Source organism: Streptomyces sp. NPDC021622, assembly GCF_040640795.1.
Taxonomy (GTDB): domain Bacteria; phylum Actinomycetota; class Actinomycetes; order Streptomycetales; family Streptomycetaceae; genus Streptomyces.
The window spans coordinates 106,828-122,070 of record NZ_JBFACK010000001.1 but is presented as its reverse complement, the minus strand read 5'-3'; the positions used below and the strand labels follow the sequence as shown (position 1 = coordinate 122,070).

Annotated in this window: 11 protein-coding genes and 3 tRNA genes; 6 read left to right on the top strand and 8 right to left on the bottom strand. The window is 71.1% G+C overall.

Going from position 1 to position 15,243, the window contains the following annotated elements:
- The first annotated feature begins 36 nt into the window (after positions 1-36).
- Positions 37-645, top strand: a complete 609-nt coding sequence (locus tag AB0G47_RS00580; RefSeq protein WP_360762427.1) for a response regulator transcription factor — start codon at positions 37-39, stop codon at positions 643-645.
- A 33-nt stretch (positions 646-678) separates the two neighbouring features.
- Here the strand turns inward: AB0G47_RS00580 and AB0G47_RS00575 are convergent, their stop codons facing one another.
- The 4 genes from AB0G47_RS00575 to lanKC form a co-directional block, all read right to left on the bottom strand.
- A complete protein-coding gene (locus AB0G47_RS00575; protein WP_360762424.1) occupies positions 679-2,481 on the bottom strand; it encodes an ABC transporter ATP-binding protein in 1,803 nt (600 codons plus the stop codon).
- Positions 2,478-4,217, bottom strand: coding sequence for an ABC transporter ATP-binding protein (locus tag AB0G47_RS00570; RefSeq protein WP_360762420.1), 1,740 nt, complete (start codon positions 4,215-4,217; stop codon positions 2,478-2,480). Before AB0G47_RS00570 ends, AB0G47_RS00575 begins: the two co-directional genes overlap by 4 nt.
- Positions 4,218-4,292: 75 nt before the next feature.
- Positions 4,293-4,430: a SapB/AmfS family lanthipeptide gene (locus tag AB0G47_RS00565; RefSeq protein ID WP_360762417.1), complete on the bottom strand. Its 138-nt coding sequence runs from the start codon at positions 4,428-4,430 to the stop codon at positions 4,293-4,295.
- 6 nt (positions 4,431-4,436) lie between these two features.
- Positions 4,437-7,049 carry a class III lanthionine synthetase LanKC gene (lanKC, locus tag AB0G47_RS00560; protein ID WP_360762414.1) on the bottom strand — a complete coding sequence of 871 codons (2,613 nt, stop codon included), beginning with the start codon at positions 7,047-7,049 and terminating at the stop codon, positions 4,437-4,439.
- A gap of 370 nt (positions 7,050-7,419) precedes the next feature.
- Between lanKC and AB0G47_RS00555 the strand changes: the two genes are divergently transcribed.
- Entirely contained in the window at positions 7,420-7,668 is a 249-nt protein-coding gene (locus AB0G47_RS00555; RefSeq protein ID WP_266867331.1) for an SCO4226 family nickel-binding protein, read from the top strand.
- Between the two features lie 85 nt (positions 7,669-7,753).
- On the opposite strand, the gene AB0G47_RS00550 is transcribed toward AB0G47_RS00555, so the two are convergent.
- The 3 genes from AB0G47_RS00550 to AB0G47_RS00540 form a co-directional block, all read right to left on the bottom strand.
- Positions 7,754-7,830 (bottom strand) — tRNA-Ile (locus AB0G47_RS00550).
- 174 nt (positions 7,831-8,004) lie between these two features.
- Positions 8,005-8,077: transfer RNA gene (locus AB0G47_RS00545), tRNA-Asn, on the bottom strand.
- 5 nt (positions 8,078-8,082) lie between these two features.
- Positions 8,083-8,155: transfer RNA gene (locus AB0G47_RS00540), tRNA-Asn, on the bottom strand.
- A 136-nt stretch (positions 8,156-8,291) separates the two neighbouring features.
- Here AB0G47_RS00540 and AB0G47_RS00535 point away from each other — a divergent pair.
- The 4 genes from AB0G47_RS00535 to AB0G47_RS00520 all read left to right on the top strand — a co-directional run bounded on the left by AB0G47_RS00535 (position 8,292) and on the right by AB0G47_RS00520 (position 13,925).
- Positions 8,292-8,597 (top strand): YtxH domain-containing protein, encoded by a 306-nt coding sequence (locus tag AB0G47_RS00535; RefSeq protein WP_360762410.1) that lies wholly within the window; start codon positions 8,292-8,294, stop codon positions 8,595-8,597.
- A gap of 62 nt (positions 8,598-8,659) precedes the next feature.
- Entirely contained in the window at positions 8,660-10,084 is a 1,425-nt protein-coding gene (locus AB0G47_RS00530; RefSeq protein ID WP_360762407.1) for an FGGY family carbohydrate kinase, read from the top strand.
- A gap of 188 nt (positions 10,085-10,272) precedes the next feature.
- Positions 10,273-12,006 carry an ABC transporter ATP-binding protein gene (locus AB0G47_RS00525; protein ID WP_360762404.1) on the top strand — a complete coding sequence of 578 codons (1,734 nt, stop codon included), beginning with the start codon at positions 10,273-10,275 and terminating at the stop codon, positions 12,004-12,006.
- Positions 12,006-13,925, top strand: coding sequence for an ABC transporter ATP-binding protein (locus tag AB0G47_RS00520; protein ID WP_360762401.1), 1,920 nt, complete (start codon positions 12,006-12,008; stop codon positions 13,923-13,925). Before AB0G47_RS00525 ends, AB0G47_RS00520 begins: the two co-directional genes overlap by 1 nt.
- On the opposite strand, the gene AB0G47_RS00515 is transcribed toward AB0G47_RS00520, so the two are convergent.
- Complete coding sequence (locus AB0G47_RS00515; protein ID WP_360762398.1) at positions 13,926-15,242, bottom strand: sigma-70 family RNA polymerase sigma factor; 1,317 nt, start codon at positions 15,240-15,242, stop codon at positions 13,926-13,928.
- Position 15,243: the final 1 nt, after the last annotated feature.

The window sequence follows — 15,243 nt, the reverse complement described above, 5'->3', positions numbered from 1 at the left end:
CATGACGGAGGCCGCGTACGGCCGGGCGGGAGCGATGTGATCCGTGTTCTTCTCGTCGAGGAGACAGACCTCGTGCGCGGGGCACTCGCGGCCCTGCTGACATCCGAAGAGGACATCGAGGTGGTCGCGGAGGCACCGGGGAACGAACAGACCGTCCCCCGGGCTCTGTTGTACCGGCCCGATGTGGTCGTCATCGACATCGACGGCAATGCGGACAAGGCGCTCTGCGCCTCGACGGAGCTGGCCGCGCGGCTGCCGGAGTGCCGGACCCTGCTGCTGGTGGCCGGCTCGACACCCCCCGACTACGTCAGACAGGCGCTGGCGCAGCGCGTCGCGGGCCTCATCGGCAAGAACGGCCCCTGCGACGCCCTCGCCGCGGGGATCCGCAAGGTGGCGGCGGGCGAGCGGTTCGTCGACCCGGAACTGGCAGTCCATGCGCTCTCCTCGGCGGAGAGCCCGTTGACCCCGAGGGAGCTGGAGATTCTGCGCCTCGCGGGGGACGGCACGCCGACGCGTGAGATCGCCGAGCGGCTTTCGCTGTCCGTGGGAACGGTCCGCAACCATCTGAACGCGGCCTCCAGGAAGACCGGGGCACGCAACCGCATCGACGCCATCCGGATCGCCCGGGAGTCGGGGTGGCTGTAGGCCCTGGTTGTCGGCCCCGGTTGCAGGCCCCCTTCAAAGGCGGCTTCGCCACCGCTTCGCTCCGCCGCTCCCGACGGCAGCCCGCGGTTGCTCCACGTCGCCCCAGTGGCCGACCAGTTCACGGTAGAGGGCGCAGTCGGCGGTCAGCTGGTCGTGGGTGCCGAGGCTGCAGCGCGGGCCGTCCATGACGAGCACGAGGTCGGCGCGCAGGGCGGAGCTGATCCGGTGGGCGCAGACGATCAGGGTGGCCGGGCTGCGGGCGAAGGCGCGTTCGGCGACCGCCTCGGCGGCGGGGTCGAGGTGGCAGGTGGCCTCGTCGAGCAGGACGAGGCGGGCGGGCGGCAGCAGGGCGCGGACGAGGGCGATCACCTGGCGCTCGCCGGCCGAGAGCCGGGCCGGGTCCACAGCGGCGTCGTAGCCGCCGAGGCGTTCGGTGAGCGGTCCCGCGCCGATGGCGTGGACCGCAGTGTCGAGGTCGCTCTTGGTGGCCTCGGGGTGGAGGTAGGCGAGGTTCTCGCGCAGGGTGCCCGCGAAGACGTACGCCTCCTGCGGGATCAGCACGCGGGACCGGGACAGCCGGCCGTCGTCCGGCGGCAGGACCGGGACACCGCCCAGGCGGATGTGGCCGGCCTGCGGTTCGAGCACCCCGGCGATGAGCGCGGCGAGGGTGGACTTGCCGGCGCCGCTGGGGCCGACGACCGCGAGGTGGGTGCCCGTCGGCAGGTCGAGGTCGAGATCCTGGACGACCGGTTCGGCGGAGCGGGCGTAGCCGAAGGTGACGCCGCGCAGCTCGACCCGGCCGTCCACGCCCCCCGGTTCCCCTGAAGCGGCGGCCCGGGACGGGGCTGTCCCCGTCTCCTCTGCCGTCGCCGGGGATTCCTCGTCACCATCGGCCGCCTCCAGGATGCGGCCGATGGTGACAAGGAGCCAGAGGCCGCTGCCGCCGAGCCCCTGGACGAAGCCCCGCAGGGCCGGTTGCAGGCTCTGCGACACATACGTCAGCGCGCCCATGATCGCGCCGGCCGTCGCCCCGCCCCGGACCAGCCACGGGGCCGCGGCCAGGATGAGCACGACGGGCAGCCAGCCGCCGACGCCCAGAGCGGCGGTGCGCAGGGCGGTGAGCCGGGCCAGGGCGCGGGCCGCGCTCGCCGCGTCGTCGATACGGACACCGGCCCGGCCGCGTACGCGTTCCTCGGCGCCGCAGGCCGCCATGTCCCGCAGGCCGCCGGCCACCGCGCCCCCGTACTCGGCGATGGCTTCGTCGGCGAGGACGACCGTCCGCTGCCGGGCCGCCATGGCCCGCAGAGCCGACAGGAAGAGTCCAAGACCGGCCGCGAGCGGCGGCGCCACAAGCAGGAGCAGGACGGGATCGAGTGAGGCGAGGCCGATCAGCACGCTCACCGCGGTGACGGAGAAGGTCTGCACGAACATCACGACCGCCCCGTACGCCTCCCGGGCTATCTCCACCTGCTCGGTCAGCCGGGCCACGCCCGCCGTGTCCGCGGGCTGCCCGAGGCGGGCGGAGCGGCGCAGCGTGCCGGTGGTCACGAGATCGACCAGAACGTCGCGGAACGGCTCGACGATCCCGGCCAGTTCGAGCGTGGCCCGCCGGGTGCCCCAGGCGCCGACCAGGACGGCGCAGGCAAGCAGCCCGAGCCAGCCGAAGCCCGTCGCGCCGCGCCCGGCGAGAAAGCCGTCGTCGACGGCCATGGCCACGAGCCGGCCGGACAGCAGCGCGGGCACGGCCTGGACCAGCGACCAGCCGGTGAGCCGGATGAGCTCCCGGCGCCGCGTGTGCAGTGCGGAGCGCAGCAGACCGCGCGGGCCCCCGCTCACCGCATGCCCCCGTGGAGTTCCCGTTGCGGTTCCGGTTCCGGTTCCGGCGAGAAGACGGCCCGGTACGCCGGCTCCGCCCACAGTTCACGGTGCGTGCCCTGCCCCTGGACGCGGCCCGCGCCGAGCCACACGACGAGGTCCGCGCGCGCGGCGGTGGCGGCCCGGTGGGTCACGACGAGCCGCGTACGGCCCGCCATCGCCCCGTCCCCGGTGAGCACTTGTTCGATGTGGTGCTCGGTGACGGTGTCGAGGCTGGCCGAGACGTCGTCGAGGACGAGGATCCGGCCGGCCTGTACGAACGCGCGCGCGAGGCCGACCCGTTGGGTCTCCCCGCCGGACAGCGGGGCCTCGGCGAGCGGGGTCCGGTACCCCTGGGGCATGGTCCGTATGAAGGCGTCGGCGCGTGCGGCGGCGGCCCCCGCAAGGACCTCCGCGTCGGAGGGTGTCCGCGGCCCGAACCCGATCGCGTCGGCGAAGGTCTCGCCGAGCAGCACCGGGCGTTCGAAACCGTACGCGACGGCCCTTCGCAGCTCCGCGCGGTCCACGTCGCGCAGCGGCACCCCGTCGAGCCGCACCTCGCCGCCGTCCGGGTCGGTGAGGCGCCCGGCCAGCGCGGCCAGCAGGGACTTGCCGGATCCGGAGCGCCCCACGACGGCGGTCAGGGCGCCCGCAGGCAGATCCAGGTCGACGCCGGCAAGGACGATGTCACCCTCGGCGGTGCGTACGGTCACCCGGTGGAACTCCAGGCGGCCGCCGCCTCCGTCGGGCAGGCGCGTGCCGCCGTACGCCGGCACGGGTTCGTCCAGTACCTCGGCGACCCGCCCGGCGGTGGCGCGGGCGAAGGCGAGCCGCCTCGCCGAGGCCACCAGTGAGCTCACGCCGGTGGCCAGCAGGACGTACTCGCCGGCGGCCAGCATCTGCCCCGGTGTGATGCGGCCCCGTGAGAGCTCAAGGCCGGCCACGGCAAGCACGGCGATCTCAAGGAGGGGGACGATCGCCGCGTCCCGTGCGGAGACCCGGGCGTACGCACGCCACAGCCCCATGCCGTGTCGGTGCAGTTCGGGCAGCGGCTCAAGGACCCGGTCGGCCTCGCGCGTCATGGTCCCCGCCGCGGTGATGGTGCGGATTCCCGCGAGCGCGTCGGTGAGCCGGGCGGCGATCCGGCCCTGCGTGGCGAAGTAGCGGTCGTTGAGGTCGGAGACGTCACGGACGAAGGAACGGACCACCAGGACGATCAGCGGCAGTCCGGCGCAGAAGGTGAGGCACAGCCAGGGGTCGATCAGGGCCAGGGCCACCACGGCTCCGACCGGAGGGATCAGGTCGGTCACCGCCCACACCAGGCCCGCCGGGGCGCTGCCGGCCCGGGCGGTGTTGCCCACCAGGCGCGCCACCAGGTCGCCGGGGGTGTAGCGGCGGGTGGCGCGGGCGCCCATGTCGAGGATGTGCCCGAGCAGGGTGTGCCGGAGCCAGGCCGTGGAGCGGGAGTTGGCGACGGCACCGGCGTAGTCGTCCGCGGCGTCGCACACCACGAGGAGCACGACGGCGACGGCGGACAGAGTCAGCCAGAGTGACGAGTCACCCTGTCCGAGGACAGCGTCGACCGCGCGGCCCATGAGGGCGGGCAGGACGACATAGACCGCGGCGAGCAGAAGGGACGTGGCGGCCAGGACGCCACCCCAGGCGCCGCCTCGCCGGACGGCCGCAAGGAGCAGACGGTCAGCCGCGCGTCGGTCCACCGGCCGCTCCCGTCGTCGTACGGTTCCAGCTATCGGGGCGGGGACACCGAAGTGTCCCCGCCATAGTGGTGAGAACTAGCAGAGCAGCAGGCTGAGACGGCTGCCTGCGTCTCCACCTCCGCTGCAGGCCTTGCTCGCCCGGCTGCCTGGCGGCGGTCCGTGGTGGCCGTTCTCGGGTTCGATGGTCAGACCTTGGAGCTCGAGGAGTGACATGGATCCTCACCTCCTCTCTGGTACTCGGTTGGGGACGGGAACGTCGGTTGCGGCGGATTCCGGTGTCAGGAACGGGAGTCCGGTGGGGCGGGAGTGGAAGGCGGCGCCCAGGGCGAGCAGGACGCCCGCACCGCCGGTGGCCAGGTCCATGGACAGCCGCATCAACTGCTCGCCGGGGAAGGCGAGCCGGCCGTCGAGCAGGCAGGCGTGGCGGGCCAGACGGCGTACGTGGTCCGCGATCAGCGGGTCCCGCGCGGCCGCCGTGCCGGGCGGGTGCGGGTGGCTGAGGTGGAGGATCATCCCGGCGAGGCCGTCGAAGAGCCCGGGTTCGATGTAGAAGGACGCCCTGGCCGCCTTGCGGATCGCGTCGGCGGCGGCCGAGAACTCCTCGTCCGCGCGGTGCGCCAGGTACGCGTCGAGGACCATGCCGATGCCCACGCTGCCGTCGGCGAGATAGGGCATGGTGCGGAAGCCCTCGTTCACCTCCATCGCGCCCTCCTCGCGCACGAGGCAGCGGCGCAGGTCCTGGCGCAGCGCGGTGGCGGCCAGGTCGAGGTGGGCCGGGTCGCCGCCGTGTTCGTACAGGCGCAGGAACATCAGTGCGGGCCCGGACGCCCCGTACATCAGGCCCGCTCTCGGATGGGCGCCGCCGCTGGTCGTCGGCACTGCGTCGGCCGGGCCCAGGCGGTCGGCGACGGCTTGTGCGACGCGGTGCGCGGCGTCGAGGCAGATGGTGTCGCCGGTGGTGGCCGCGAAGTGCAGCAGGTTGAGCCCGATGCCGGAAAGCCCGCCCTTGAGGTCCAGGGCCAGGGCCTCCCAGCGCTCGCCCAGGCACATGTCGAGGGCCTTGGCGGCCTCCTCGTGGCGTCCGAGGTGTTCGAGGACGTACGCGATGCCGTGCATGCCGTTGTAGAAGCCGAGGCGGGTGCCGGGTTCCGGGTTCAGTGCGCGCCGGATCAGCCAGTCCTCGTGGTCGGGGTGGCGTCCGGCGCCCGTCACGTCCAGCGCGTACAGCACGCCCGCAGCGCCGTGCGCCAGGTCGAGGCCGCCGCCCGGAAGGGCGAACTGCTCGATGTCGCCGGGGAAGAGCCGGTCGTCGCGCTGGGGTGTGGCGGCGGCCAGGATGGCGCCGGAGATCGACTCCCGCGCGCGCAGCCAGCCGGAGTGGTCGGGTTCGAGGCGGGGCTCGTCGTCCGCCCGGGCGGACATCCCGCCGTCGCCGGTGATGGTGCGTACGGCCTCGTCGAGGAACCGGCGGGGTACCGGGAACAGTTGGACGGCTTCCCTGGCGAGCTGCCCCGCCTTGGCTCCGTCCAGGTCGATCAGGCCTGTGAGCGGCATGAAGAGGAAGAGCCTCAGGCAGGCCAGCGCGTACCGGTCGATGTCGAAGCCCTTGGTCCCGCGCGGGGCGAGGAAGCCAGGAGCCGCGAGGACCTGCTGCCGCGCGTGCGCGACGTCCGACGCGCCCTCGAAGTCGATCAGCACCACCCTGCCGTCGGGGCGGACCAGGACGTTGTCGCTGTGGACGTCGCCGATCACGATGCCCCGCTCGTGGACGGCGGCGACCGCGTCCTCCACCTGCCGGGCGATGTCGAGGGCCCAGGAGGTGTAGTCGGCGAAGGCACCAGTGGCCGGGTCCAGTTCGGTGAGCGGATAGCGCTTGACGAACTGCGTGTGCAGGGCCGTCCCCTCGATGAACTCCTCTACGAGGAAGTGGTGGCCGCCCAGTTCGAACTGATCGCGGAGCGCGGGGACGCAGGGCAGGCCGCTCAGCCGTTCCAGGGCGTCCCGCTCGCGCTCGAGGCGGACGACGGCGTCCGCGCCGTCCGGCGTGAGCCCCGCGTGGGGCCGGGCCTCCTTGAGGACGACGCGCTCCTGCGTCCGGGTGTCCACCGCGGCGTACAGTCCGCCCGCGTTGGAGAAGTGCAGCGCCTTCTCGATCCGGTAGGGCAGGTCGGCGACCGTGGTCCGGCTCCTCTCGGCCAGGTGGGGCTCGAGGAATCCGGGCAGCCGCACCCACGGGGGCGGCTGGAAGGTGGGGCCGCGCACATCGGGCACCAGACGCCCGGAGGGATCCTCCACCGCCTGCTCCAGTACGCCGTCGGCCGACACGCAGTACCGGTCGGCGAAGGCCCCGTACCTGACATGGAGGGGACCGTCCCCCCAGCGCAGATCGCTGAGAATGTACGGTCCCGGCCTGCCGTCGAGGACGGCTCCCAGCTCGGTGAGCACACACTCGCACTGGGCCTCGTCGACGGGGTAGACAGTCACGAACTTCCCGCTCGACCCGCGATGCGCGTACTTCGTGTTGGCGAGGAACAGGGCATCCATGCCGGGAAGGAACTTGAAGGCGATGCGGCGCGGAACGCAGTAGTCCCACACCGCTTCCAGGATCGACTCCGCGTTGTCCGGACACGCCGAGACGTGGATCTTCCAGCCCTGCGGCGGGAGCGCCACATCGGTGGGACGGCAGACCAGCCACTCGCCGAGCTCCTCGCGCTTCCACGGTGCGGAAAGCGGACGCCCGGCCTGCGGGAAGCGGCCACGCGTCCGGCCGTGGTGCGGCGCATCGTAGAAATGCGGGTGAGTGAGGCAGTACACCTCGTAACGCTTGTCCACGAAAAGCCTCCCGGTCGGGCGCGCGCTCTCCTTCGCGGCGGAGTGCTGCTGCGGCGCCGGACGGCCGGGGTGGTCAGGCCACCTTCCCGGTGCCTCTTCCCTTCCACGATGGCAGTGTTCGAGGGCCCGAACATCGCTCGTCTGTCATGGGACGTGCATGAGATGCGCATGGCCCGCCCGTGCGCATCTCATGGAAAAGCTGGTCGGCATGGCGCCTCCTGGAGGCAGCCGGGTCCGGCGTCGCCCCTGGTTGCACCGGGAAAGTGCCGGGCGGACGATTGAGGGAGCAGGTCTGTGGCCGCCAGGACGAGGGGCCGTCCCACAGCTCCGCACCCATGAGTCCGATGAGAACGACCGGAGGTGGCGGGCGATGACCATGTTCATGGATGTCCACCACGACATGAAGGGCATCACTGCCGAGCAGCTCTCGGCAGCGCACAAGGCGGATCTGGCGATCGAGGGCGAGGAAGGGGTGCACTTCGAGCGCGCGTGGGCCGACCCCGACGCCGGAGTCGTGTACTGCCTCTCCGAGGCACCCTCCGCGGACGCCGTGAAGCGCATTCACGAGCGCACAGGACACCCGCCCACGGAGATCCACTCCGTACCGCTCTCGGTCTAGCCCGACCCAAGGCGCCGAAGGGCCCCCGCCGGAGGTGGGGGCCGCCCGTCGTGCCTGCATAAAACGATCCTGCAGGGGCAACACTTGGTGGGGCGGGTGGGACTCGAACCCACGGCCGACGGATTATGAGTCCGCTGCTCTAACCGGCTGAGCTACCGCCCCTAACGGCGCGTCGCGCACATTTGTGCGCGCCGTCTGCCGCAGCATAGCCGCTCATACGATCTCCTGCTTCGGATGGTCGGCTTCGCTCGACCATGAGGACCACAGTGCTGCCCACATGGTTCCATCGGGCACGAAAAAGGGCCCCTGAGGGAATCTCAGGGGCCCTTCTCACAGCTCTCCCGACTGGACTCGAACCAGTAACCTGCCGGTTAACAGCCGGCTGCTCTGCCAATTGAGCTACAGGAGACCGAGCTCCCCCGACTGGACTCGAACCAGTAACCTGCCGGTTAACAGCCGGCTGCTCTGCCAATTGAGCTACAGGGGATCGTCTCGTCGCAACGATGTCACCTACCTGGGGATTCCCGGGCGGCGGTCGCTCGCTGCGACACATACATTAGCGCAAGCAGGGGGGTGCTCCGCCAATCGGTATCCCCCTCCGACGCAAGGGAAGGGTGGCAGCCATGCGCTACCGGCTCACTTTCGTGGCGGGACTGGCTCTCGGGTACGTGCTCGGGACCAGGGCCGGACGCGAGCGTTACGAGCAGTTGAAGAAGTCGGCTCGTGAGTTCGCGCAGAACCCGGCCGTGCGCAACACCGTCGAGTCCGCGACGCAGCAGGGACGCGATGTGGCGGGCAAGGCCCTCCACTCGGTGTCCGAGAAGGTCGGCGACCGGGTGCCCGAATCGGTGGCCGACCGGGTGCGGTCGCTGCGCGAGCGCGGGCAGGGCGCGCCCGTCGAGGACGACTGGGGGACCAGCAACACATAGACGGCAGCGCCGGCTGGGGCCTGCGGTACGGGACACGGTGCGCGGTGCGGCAGAATTCCCACATGGGGATAGTCGCTGGGCTGGACAGTTCGCCCGATTTCACGCGCATCGTGGTCTGTGACGCGGACACGGGCGCCGTACTCAGGCAGGGCCATGCCCCGCATCCACTGGAGAACACCGAGAGCGGAGGGCGGCCTTCGGACGTCGATCCGCAGGCCTGGCTGCTCTCGCTCGGCGAGGCGGCGGGCGGTGGGCTGCTCGAGGGCGTGCAGGCCATCGGCGTCGCCGCGCAGCAGAACGCCCTCGTCGCCCTGGACCAGCACGGCAACACCGTGCGGCCCGCGCTCGTGGGCAACGACCGGCGGGCGCAGGTCGCCGCGGCCGATCTGATCGACGGGTTCGGCAGCCGCGAGGCCTGGGCGCAGGCCGTCGGGTGTGTGCCGCAGGCGGCGCAGCCCGTGACGAAGCTGCGCTGGCTTGCGCGGACCGAGCCGGAGGCGGCGCAGCGCGTCGCCGCGCTGATGCAGGCGCACGACTGGCTGGTGTGGCAGCTCCTGGGCCGTCCCGCACGGCGCACGACCGACCGCGGCGGGGCCTCCGGGACCGGCTACTGGTCGGCGGCGTCGGGGACGTACCGACCGGATCTCGTCGAGCTCGCGCTCGGGCACCAGGTGATGCTGCCCGAGGTGATCGGTCCCGCCGAGGCCGCGGGGACGACCCCCGAGGGGCTGCTGATCTCTGCCGGTACGGGCGAGACGATGGCCGCGGCCTTCGGGCTCGGGGTCCAACAGGGCGACGCGGTCGTCTCGTTGGGGGCATCGGGGTCGGTGATGGCCGTGCATCACGAGGCGCTGGTCGATGCGAGCGGGACCATAACGTCGCTGGCCGATGCCACGGGAATGCATCTGCCGGTGGTGCACACGCTGAACGCGGTGCGGGTGCTGCGGGGCGCCGCCGAGATGCTGGGCGTCGCCGACCTCGAGGGGCTCTCCGATCTGGCCATGAAGTCGACGCCGGGCGCACACGGGCTCGTACTGCTGCCGTATCTGGAGGGTGAGAAGACGCCGAATCTGCCGCACGCCGCGGGCACCCTGACCGGGCTCCGGCGGGAGTCGATGCGGCCCGAGCATCTGGCGCGGGCCGCCTTCGAGGGCATGCTGTGCGGGCTCGGTGACGCGCTCGACGTGCTGCGGGGGCGGGGGGTGGAAGTCCGGCGGGTGTTCCTGCTCGGCGCCGCCGCCGAGCTGCCGGCCGTGCAGGCCGCGGCGCCGATGCTGCTCGGTACGCAGGTCGTGGTGCCGCAGCCCGCGGACTACACGGCGATCGGCGCGGCACGCCAGGCGGCCTGGGCCCTGACGGGTCAACTGCCGCAGTGGCAGGGCGCGTCGGCGCAGGTCTTCGAGCCGGGCGAGGAACTGCCCGTGGGCCAGGCGGTACGCCAGCAGTACCGAACGGTGCGGGAGCAGTCACATCCGGGCGCGCTCTAAGCGCCCCGTAGGGGCGCGGGGAACTGCGCGACAAGCCACGACGCACCCGCAGGGGCGTGCCTACTTCTTGACTCGGGCAAACTTTTTACCGGGTCATGGCTTAATCGGTTGCACACGCCCCGGTGCGGTATCGGAGTATGGGGGGCGACCTCGCCAGAAACCCCGCCCACGCCTCTCGAAGAGACCCCGTGCTCATACGACTCCTGCGGGCCCACCTGAGCCCGTACAAAAAGCCCATCGCCTTGCTGGTGCTGCTGCAGTTCCTGCAGACCTGCGCCTCGCTGTATCTGCCCACGCTCAACGCCGACATCATCGACAACGGTGTCGTGAAGGGGGACACGGGCTACATCCTGTCGTTCGGCGGCGTCATGATCGCCGTCACCGTCGCCCAGGTGGTCTGCAACGTGGGCGCCGTCTACTACGGCGCCCGCACCGCGGCCGCGCTCGGTCGCGACATCCGGGCCGCCGTCTTCGACCGCGTGCAGTCGTTCTCCGCACGGGAGTTGGGCCAGTTCGGCGCGCCGTCCCTGATCACCAGGACCACGAACGACGTCCAGCAGGTGCAGATGCTGGTCCTGATGGCGTTCACGCTGATGGTGTCGGCGCCGATCATGTGCGTCGGCGGCATCGTCATGGCCCTCGGCCTCGACGTACCGCTCTCGGGTGTCCTGGTCGCGGTCGTGCCCGTCCTCGGGATCTGCGTGAGCCTCATCGTGAAGCGGCTGCGCCCGCTCTTCCGCACGATGCAGGAGCGCCTGGACACCGTGAACCGGGTCCTTCGCGAGCAGATCACCGGCAACCGCGTCATCCGCGCCTTCGTCCGTGACGAGTACGAGAAGGACCGCTTCCGGGAGGCCAACGGCGCGCTGACCGAGGTGTCGCTGGGCACCGGCAAGCTGCTCGCCCTGATGTTCCCGATCGTCATGACCGTCGTGAACATCTCGTCGATCGCGGTGGTGTGGTTCGGCGCGCACCGCATCGACAGCGGCGGCATGGAGATCGGGGCGCTCACCGCGTTCCTCGCGTATCTGATGCAGATCGTGATGTCCGTGATGATGGCCACCTTCATGTTCATGCAGGTGCCGCGCGCCGAGGTCTGCGCCGAGCGCATCGAGGAGGTCCTGGACACCGAGAGCAGCGTGGTGCCCCCGGCCGACCCGGTGCGCGAACTGCGCAGCCACGGCCACCTGGAGATCCGGGCGGCGGGCTTCCGCTACCCCGGCGCCGAGGAGCCCGTGCTCAAGGCGATCGACCTGGTGGCGCGCCCCGGCGAGACGACCGCGGTGATCGGGTCGACCGGCAGCGGCAAGTCGACGCTGCTGGGCCTCGTACCGCGGCTGATCGACGCGACCGAGGGGCAGGTCCTTGTCGGCGGTGTCGACGTGGGCACCGTCGATCCCGCGCTGCTCGCGAAGACCGTGAGCCTGGTCCCGCAGAAGCCGTACCTCTTCGCCGGCACGGTCGCCACCAACCTCCGTTACGGCAACCCCAACGCGACGGACGAGGAGCTCTGGCACGCCCTGGAGGTCGCCCAGGCCAAGGGCTTCGTCGAAGGTCTGGAGGAGGGGCTCAACGCGCCCATCTCGCAGGGCGGAACGAACGTCTCCGGTGGTCAGCGCCAGCGCCTGTCCATCGCGCGGACGCTGGTCCAGCGCCCGGAGATCTACCTCTTCGACGACTCGTTCTCGGCCCTCGACTACGCGACGGACGCGGCGCTCAGAAGTGCCCTGTCCCGCGAGACCGCCGAGGCGACCGTCGTGATCGTCGCCCAGCGCGTGTCGACGATCCGGGACGCCGACCGCATCATCGTCCTCGACGAGGGCCGGGTCGTGGGGACGGGACACCATCACGAGCTGATGGAGAGCAATGAGACCTACCGGGAGATCGTGCTCTCCCAGCTGACGGAAGCGGAGGCCGCGTAATGGCCGGTCCGGGCGGACAGATGATGGGGCCGGACTCCCGGTCCATGGACTTCAAGGGGTCCGGCAAGCGGCTCCTGGCGCAGTTCAGGCCCGAGCGCGCCACGATGTACGGGATGATCGCCGCCGTGGTGCTCAGCGTGGCGTTCACCGTGCTCGGCCCGAAGATCCTCGGCAGGGCGACCGACCTGCTCTTCGCGGGCATCGTCGGCCGTGACATGCCGGCCGGGGTCACCAAGGACCAGGCGATCGAGCAGCTGCGGGACAAGGGCGACGGCGGCATGGCCGACATGCTCTCCGGAGTCGACTTCACGCCGGGCGACGGCATCGACTTCGGCGCGGTCGGCGCGGTGCTGCTGCTCGCGCTCGGCACGTTCCTGGCGGCGGGCCTGCTGATGCTGGTGGCGACGCGGCTCTCCAACCGCGCCATCAACCGGACCGTCTTCCGGCTGCGCGAGGACGTACAGACAAAGCTGTCGCGGCTTCCGCTCTCGTACTTCGACAAGCGGCAGCGCGGTGAGGTGCTCAGCCGGGCCACCAACGACATCGACAACATCGGGCAGACGCTGCAGCAGACCATGGGTCAGCTGGTGAACTCGCTGCTCACCATCATCGGCGTACTGGTGATGATGTTCTATGTGTCGCCGCTGCTCGCGCTGGTGGCGCTGATCACCGTGCCGCTGTCGTTCTACGTCGCCACGAAGGTCGGCAAGCGGTCGCAGCCGCAGTTCGTGCAGCAGTGGAAGACCACCGGCAAGCTCAACGCGCACATCGAGGAGATGTACACCGGGCACAGCCTGGTGAAGGTGTTCGGGCGTCAGGAGGAGTCGGCCAAGGCCTTCGCCGAGCAGAACGACGCGCTGTACGAGGCCGGGTTCAAGGCGCAGTTCAACAGCGGGGCGATGCAGCCGCTGATGTTCTTCATGTCGAACCTCAACTATGTGCTCGTGGCCGTGGTGGGTGGCCTGCGGGTCGCGTCGGGCGCGTTGTCGATCGGCGATGTGCAGGCGTTCATCCAGTACTCGCGGCAGTTCTCGATGCCGCTCACGCAGGTCGCGTCGATGGCGAACCTGGTGCAGTCCGGTGTCGCCTCCGCCGAGCGGATCTTCGAGCTACTCGACGCGGACGAGCAGGAGGCGGACCCGGTGCCGGGCGAGCGCATCGGCCGGCTGAGCGGGCGGGTCGAGATGGAGCATGTCTCCTTCCGCTACGACAAGGACAAGCCGCTCATCGAGGACCTGTCCCTGAAGGTCGAGCCCGGCCACACGGTGGCCATCGTCGGCCCGACGGGCGCGGGCAAGACCACGCTGGTCAATCTGCTGATGCGGTTCTACGAGGTCACCGGCGGGCGCATCACGCTCGACGGGGTCGACATCGCGAGGATGTCGCGCGACGAACTGCGGTCCGGCATCGGCATGGTGCTCCAGGACACCTGGCTGTTCGGCGGCACCATCGCGGAGAACATCGCGTACGGAGCGGCCAAGGAGGTCACCCGCGATCAGATCGAGGAGGCGGCGCGGGCGGCCCACGCGGACCGTTTCGTGCGGACGCTCCCGGAGGGCTACGACACGGTGATCGACGACGAGGGCACGGGGGTGAGCGCGGGCGAGAAGCAGCTGATCACGATCGCCCGGGCGTTCCTGTCCGACCCCGTGATCCTCGTCCTCGACGAGGCGACGAGTTCCGTCGACACCCGTACCGAGGTGCTCATCCAGAAGGCCATGGCCCGCCTCGCGCACGGACGGACCTCGTTCGTCATCGCCCACCGGCTCTCCACGATCCGGGACGCGGACACCATCCTGGTGATGGAGGACGGGGACATCGTCGAGCAGGGGACGCATGACGCTCTGCTGGCCGCCGGTGGGGCGTATGAGCGGCTGTACAAGGCCCAGTTCGCCGAAGCCGTGGCCGAGGTCGACTAACTAGTCCAGGTAGCCGCGTAGTTGGTCCGCGAAGGCGTGGTCCCGCAGCTTGTTGAGGGTCTTGGATTCGATCTGGCGGATGCGTTCTCGGGTCACGCCGAAGATGCGGCCGATCTCCTCCAGGGTGCGGGGCCTGCCGTCCGCGAGGCCGTAGCGGAGCTGGACCACCTTGCGTTCGCGCTCGCCGAGCGTGGAGAGCACCGCCTCCAGGTGCTCGCGGAGCAGCAGGAACGCCGCTGATTCCACGGGACTTGTCGCGTCGCCGTCCTCGATGAGGTCGCCGAGCGCGACATCGTCCTCCTCGCCCACGGGCGCGTGCAGGGACACCGGTTCCTGGGCCAGGCGCAGGACTTCGCTGACCCGTTCGTGCGGCAGGTCCAGGTGGGCCGCGACCTCTTCGGGCGTGGGTTCGTAGCCACGCTCCTGGAGCATGCGGCGCTGGACGCGCACGACGCGGTTGATCAGCTCCACCACGTGCACCGGTACGCGGATGGTGCGGGCCTGGTCGGCGAGGGCCCGCGACATGGCCTGGCGGATCCACCAGGTCGCGTACGTCGAGAACTTGTAGCCCCGGGCGTAGTCGAACTTCTCAACTGCCCTGATCAGGCCCAGATTTCCTTCCTGGACGAGGTCGAGCATGGTCAGGCCGCGCCCCACGTACCGCTTGGCGACGGAGACGACCAGGCGGAGGTTCGCCTCGATCAGGCGGCGCTTGGCCATCCGGCCGGCGACGACCAACTTGTCCAGGTCGAGCGCGAGTTGGGAGTCCAGGTCGGGGGCGAGCCGCAGCTTCTCCTCGGCGAAGAGCCCGGCCTCGACGCTGCGGGCGAGCTCCACCTCCTCCGCCGCCGTGAGCAGCGGGATCCGGCCGATCTCGCGCAGATACTGCCGGAACAGGTCGGACGAGGGGCCGCCGGTGTCGGTGCGGCCGCGGGGTGCCGGGGGCAGCTCGCCGGTGTCCGGTTCGAGCGCCTCGGCGGGTTCGGGGGCGTCCGGGGCCGCTGTGCTCGCGGGGACCGCGGGGCCCGTTTCCGGGTGCCGTGCGGCGCGGCCCTGCGGCGGTACGGCCGCTATGACGTCCGCGCCGGCCTCCGCCCCCGCTTTCGCGGGCACGGCGGTCTCGCTCTGTGTGAGGGTCTGGGTCTGCACGGGGGCGACCTCCATGATGATCGCTGCTGAGGCGTGCGGCAGCGGTACAGCGGGATCGGCTTCGACGGCCTCGCCGCTGTCCGTCCCGAACACGATGTGTGGAATCGCGGGTGTACCGGATCCGCATTCGCTGTCTGCGGGCCGGCCGCGCTCCGAGGACTCAGGCACC

Bases quoted from the DNA above. Each gene is read 5' to 3' on its own strand.
- AB0G47_RS00565 (WP_360762417.1), bottom strand. From the start codon at position 4,430: ATGTCACTCCTCGAGCTCCAAGGTCTGACCATCGAACCCGAGAACGGC.
- AB0G47_RS00555 (WP_266867331.1), top strand. From the start codon at position 7,420: ATGACCATGTTCATGGATGTCCACCACGACATGAAGGGCATCACTGCC.
- AB0G47_RS00520 (WP_360762401.1), top strand. From the start codon at position 12,006: ATGGCCGGTCCGGGCGGACAGATGATGGGGCCGGACTCCCGGTCCATG.
- AB0G47_RS00535 (WP_360762410.1), top strand. From the start codon at position 8,292: ATGCGCTACCGGCTCACTTTCGTGGCGGGACTGGCTCTCGGGTACGTG.
- AB0G47_RS00530 (WP_360762407.1), top strand. From the start codon at position 8,660: ATGGGGATAGTCGCTGGGCTGGACAGTTCGCCCGATTTCACGCGCATC.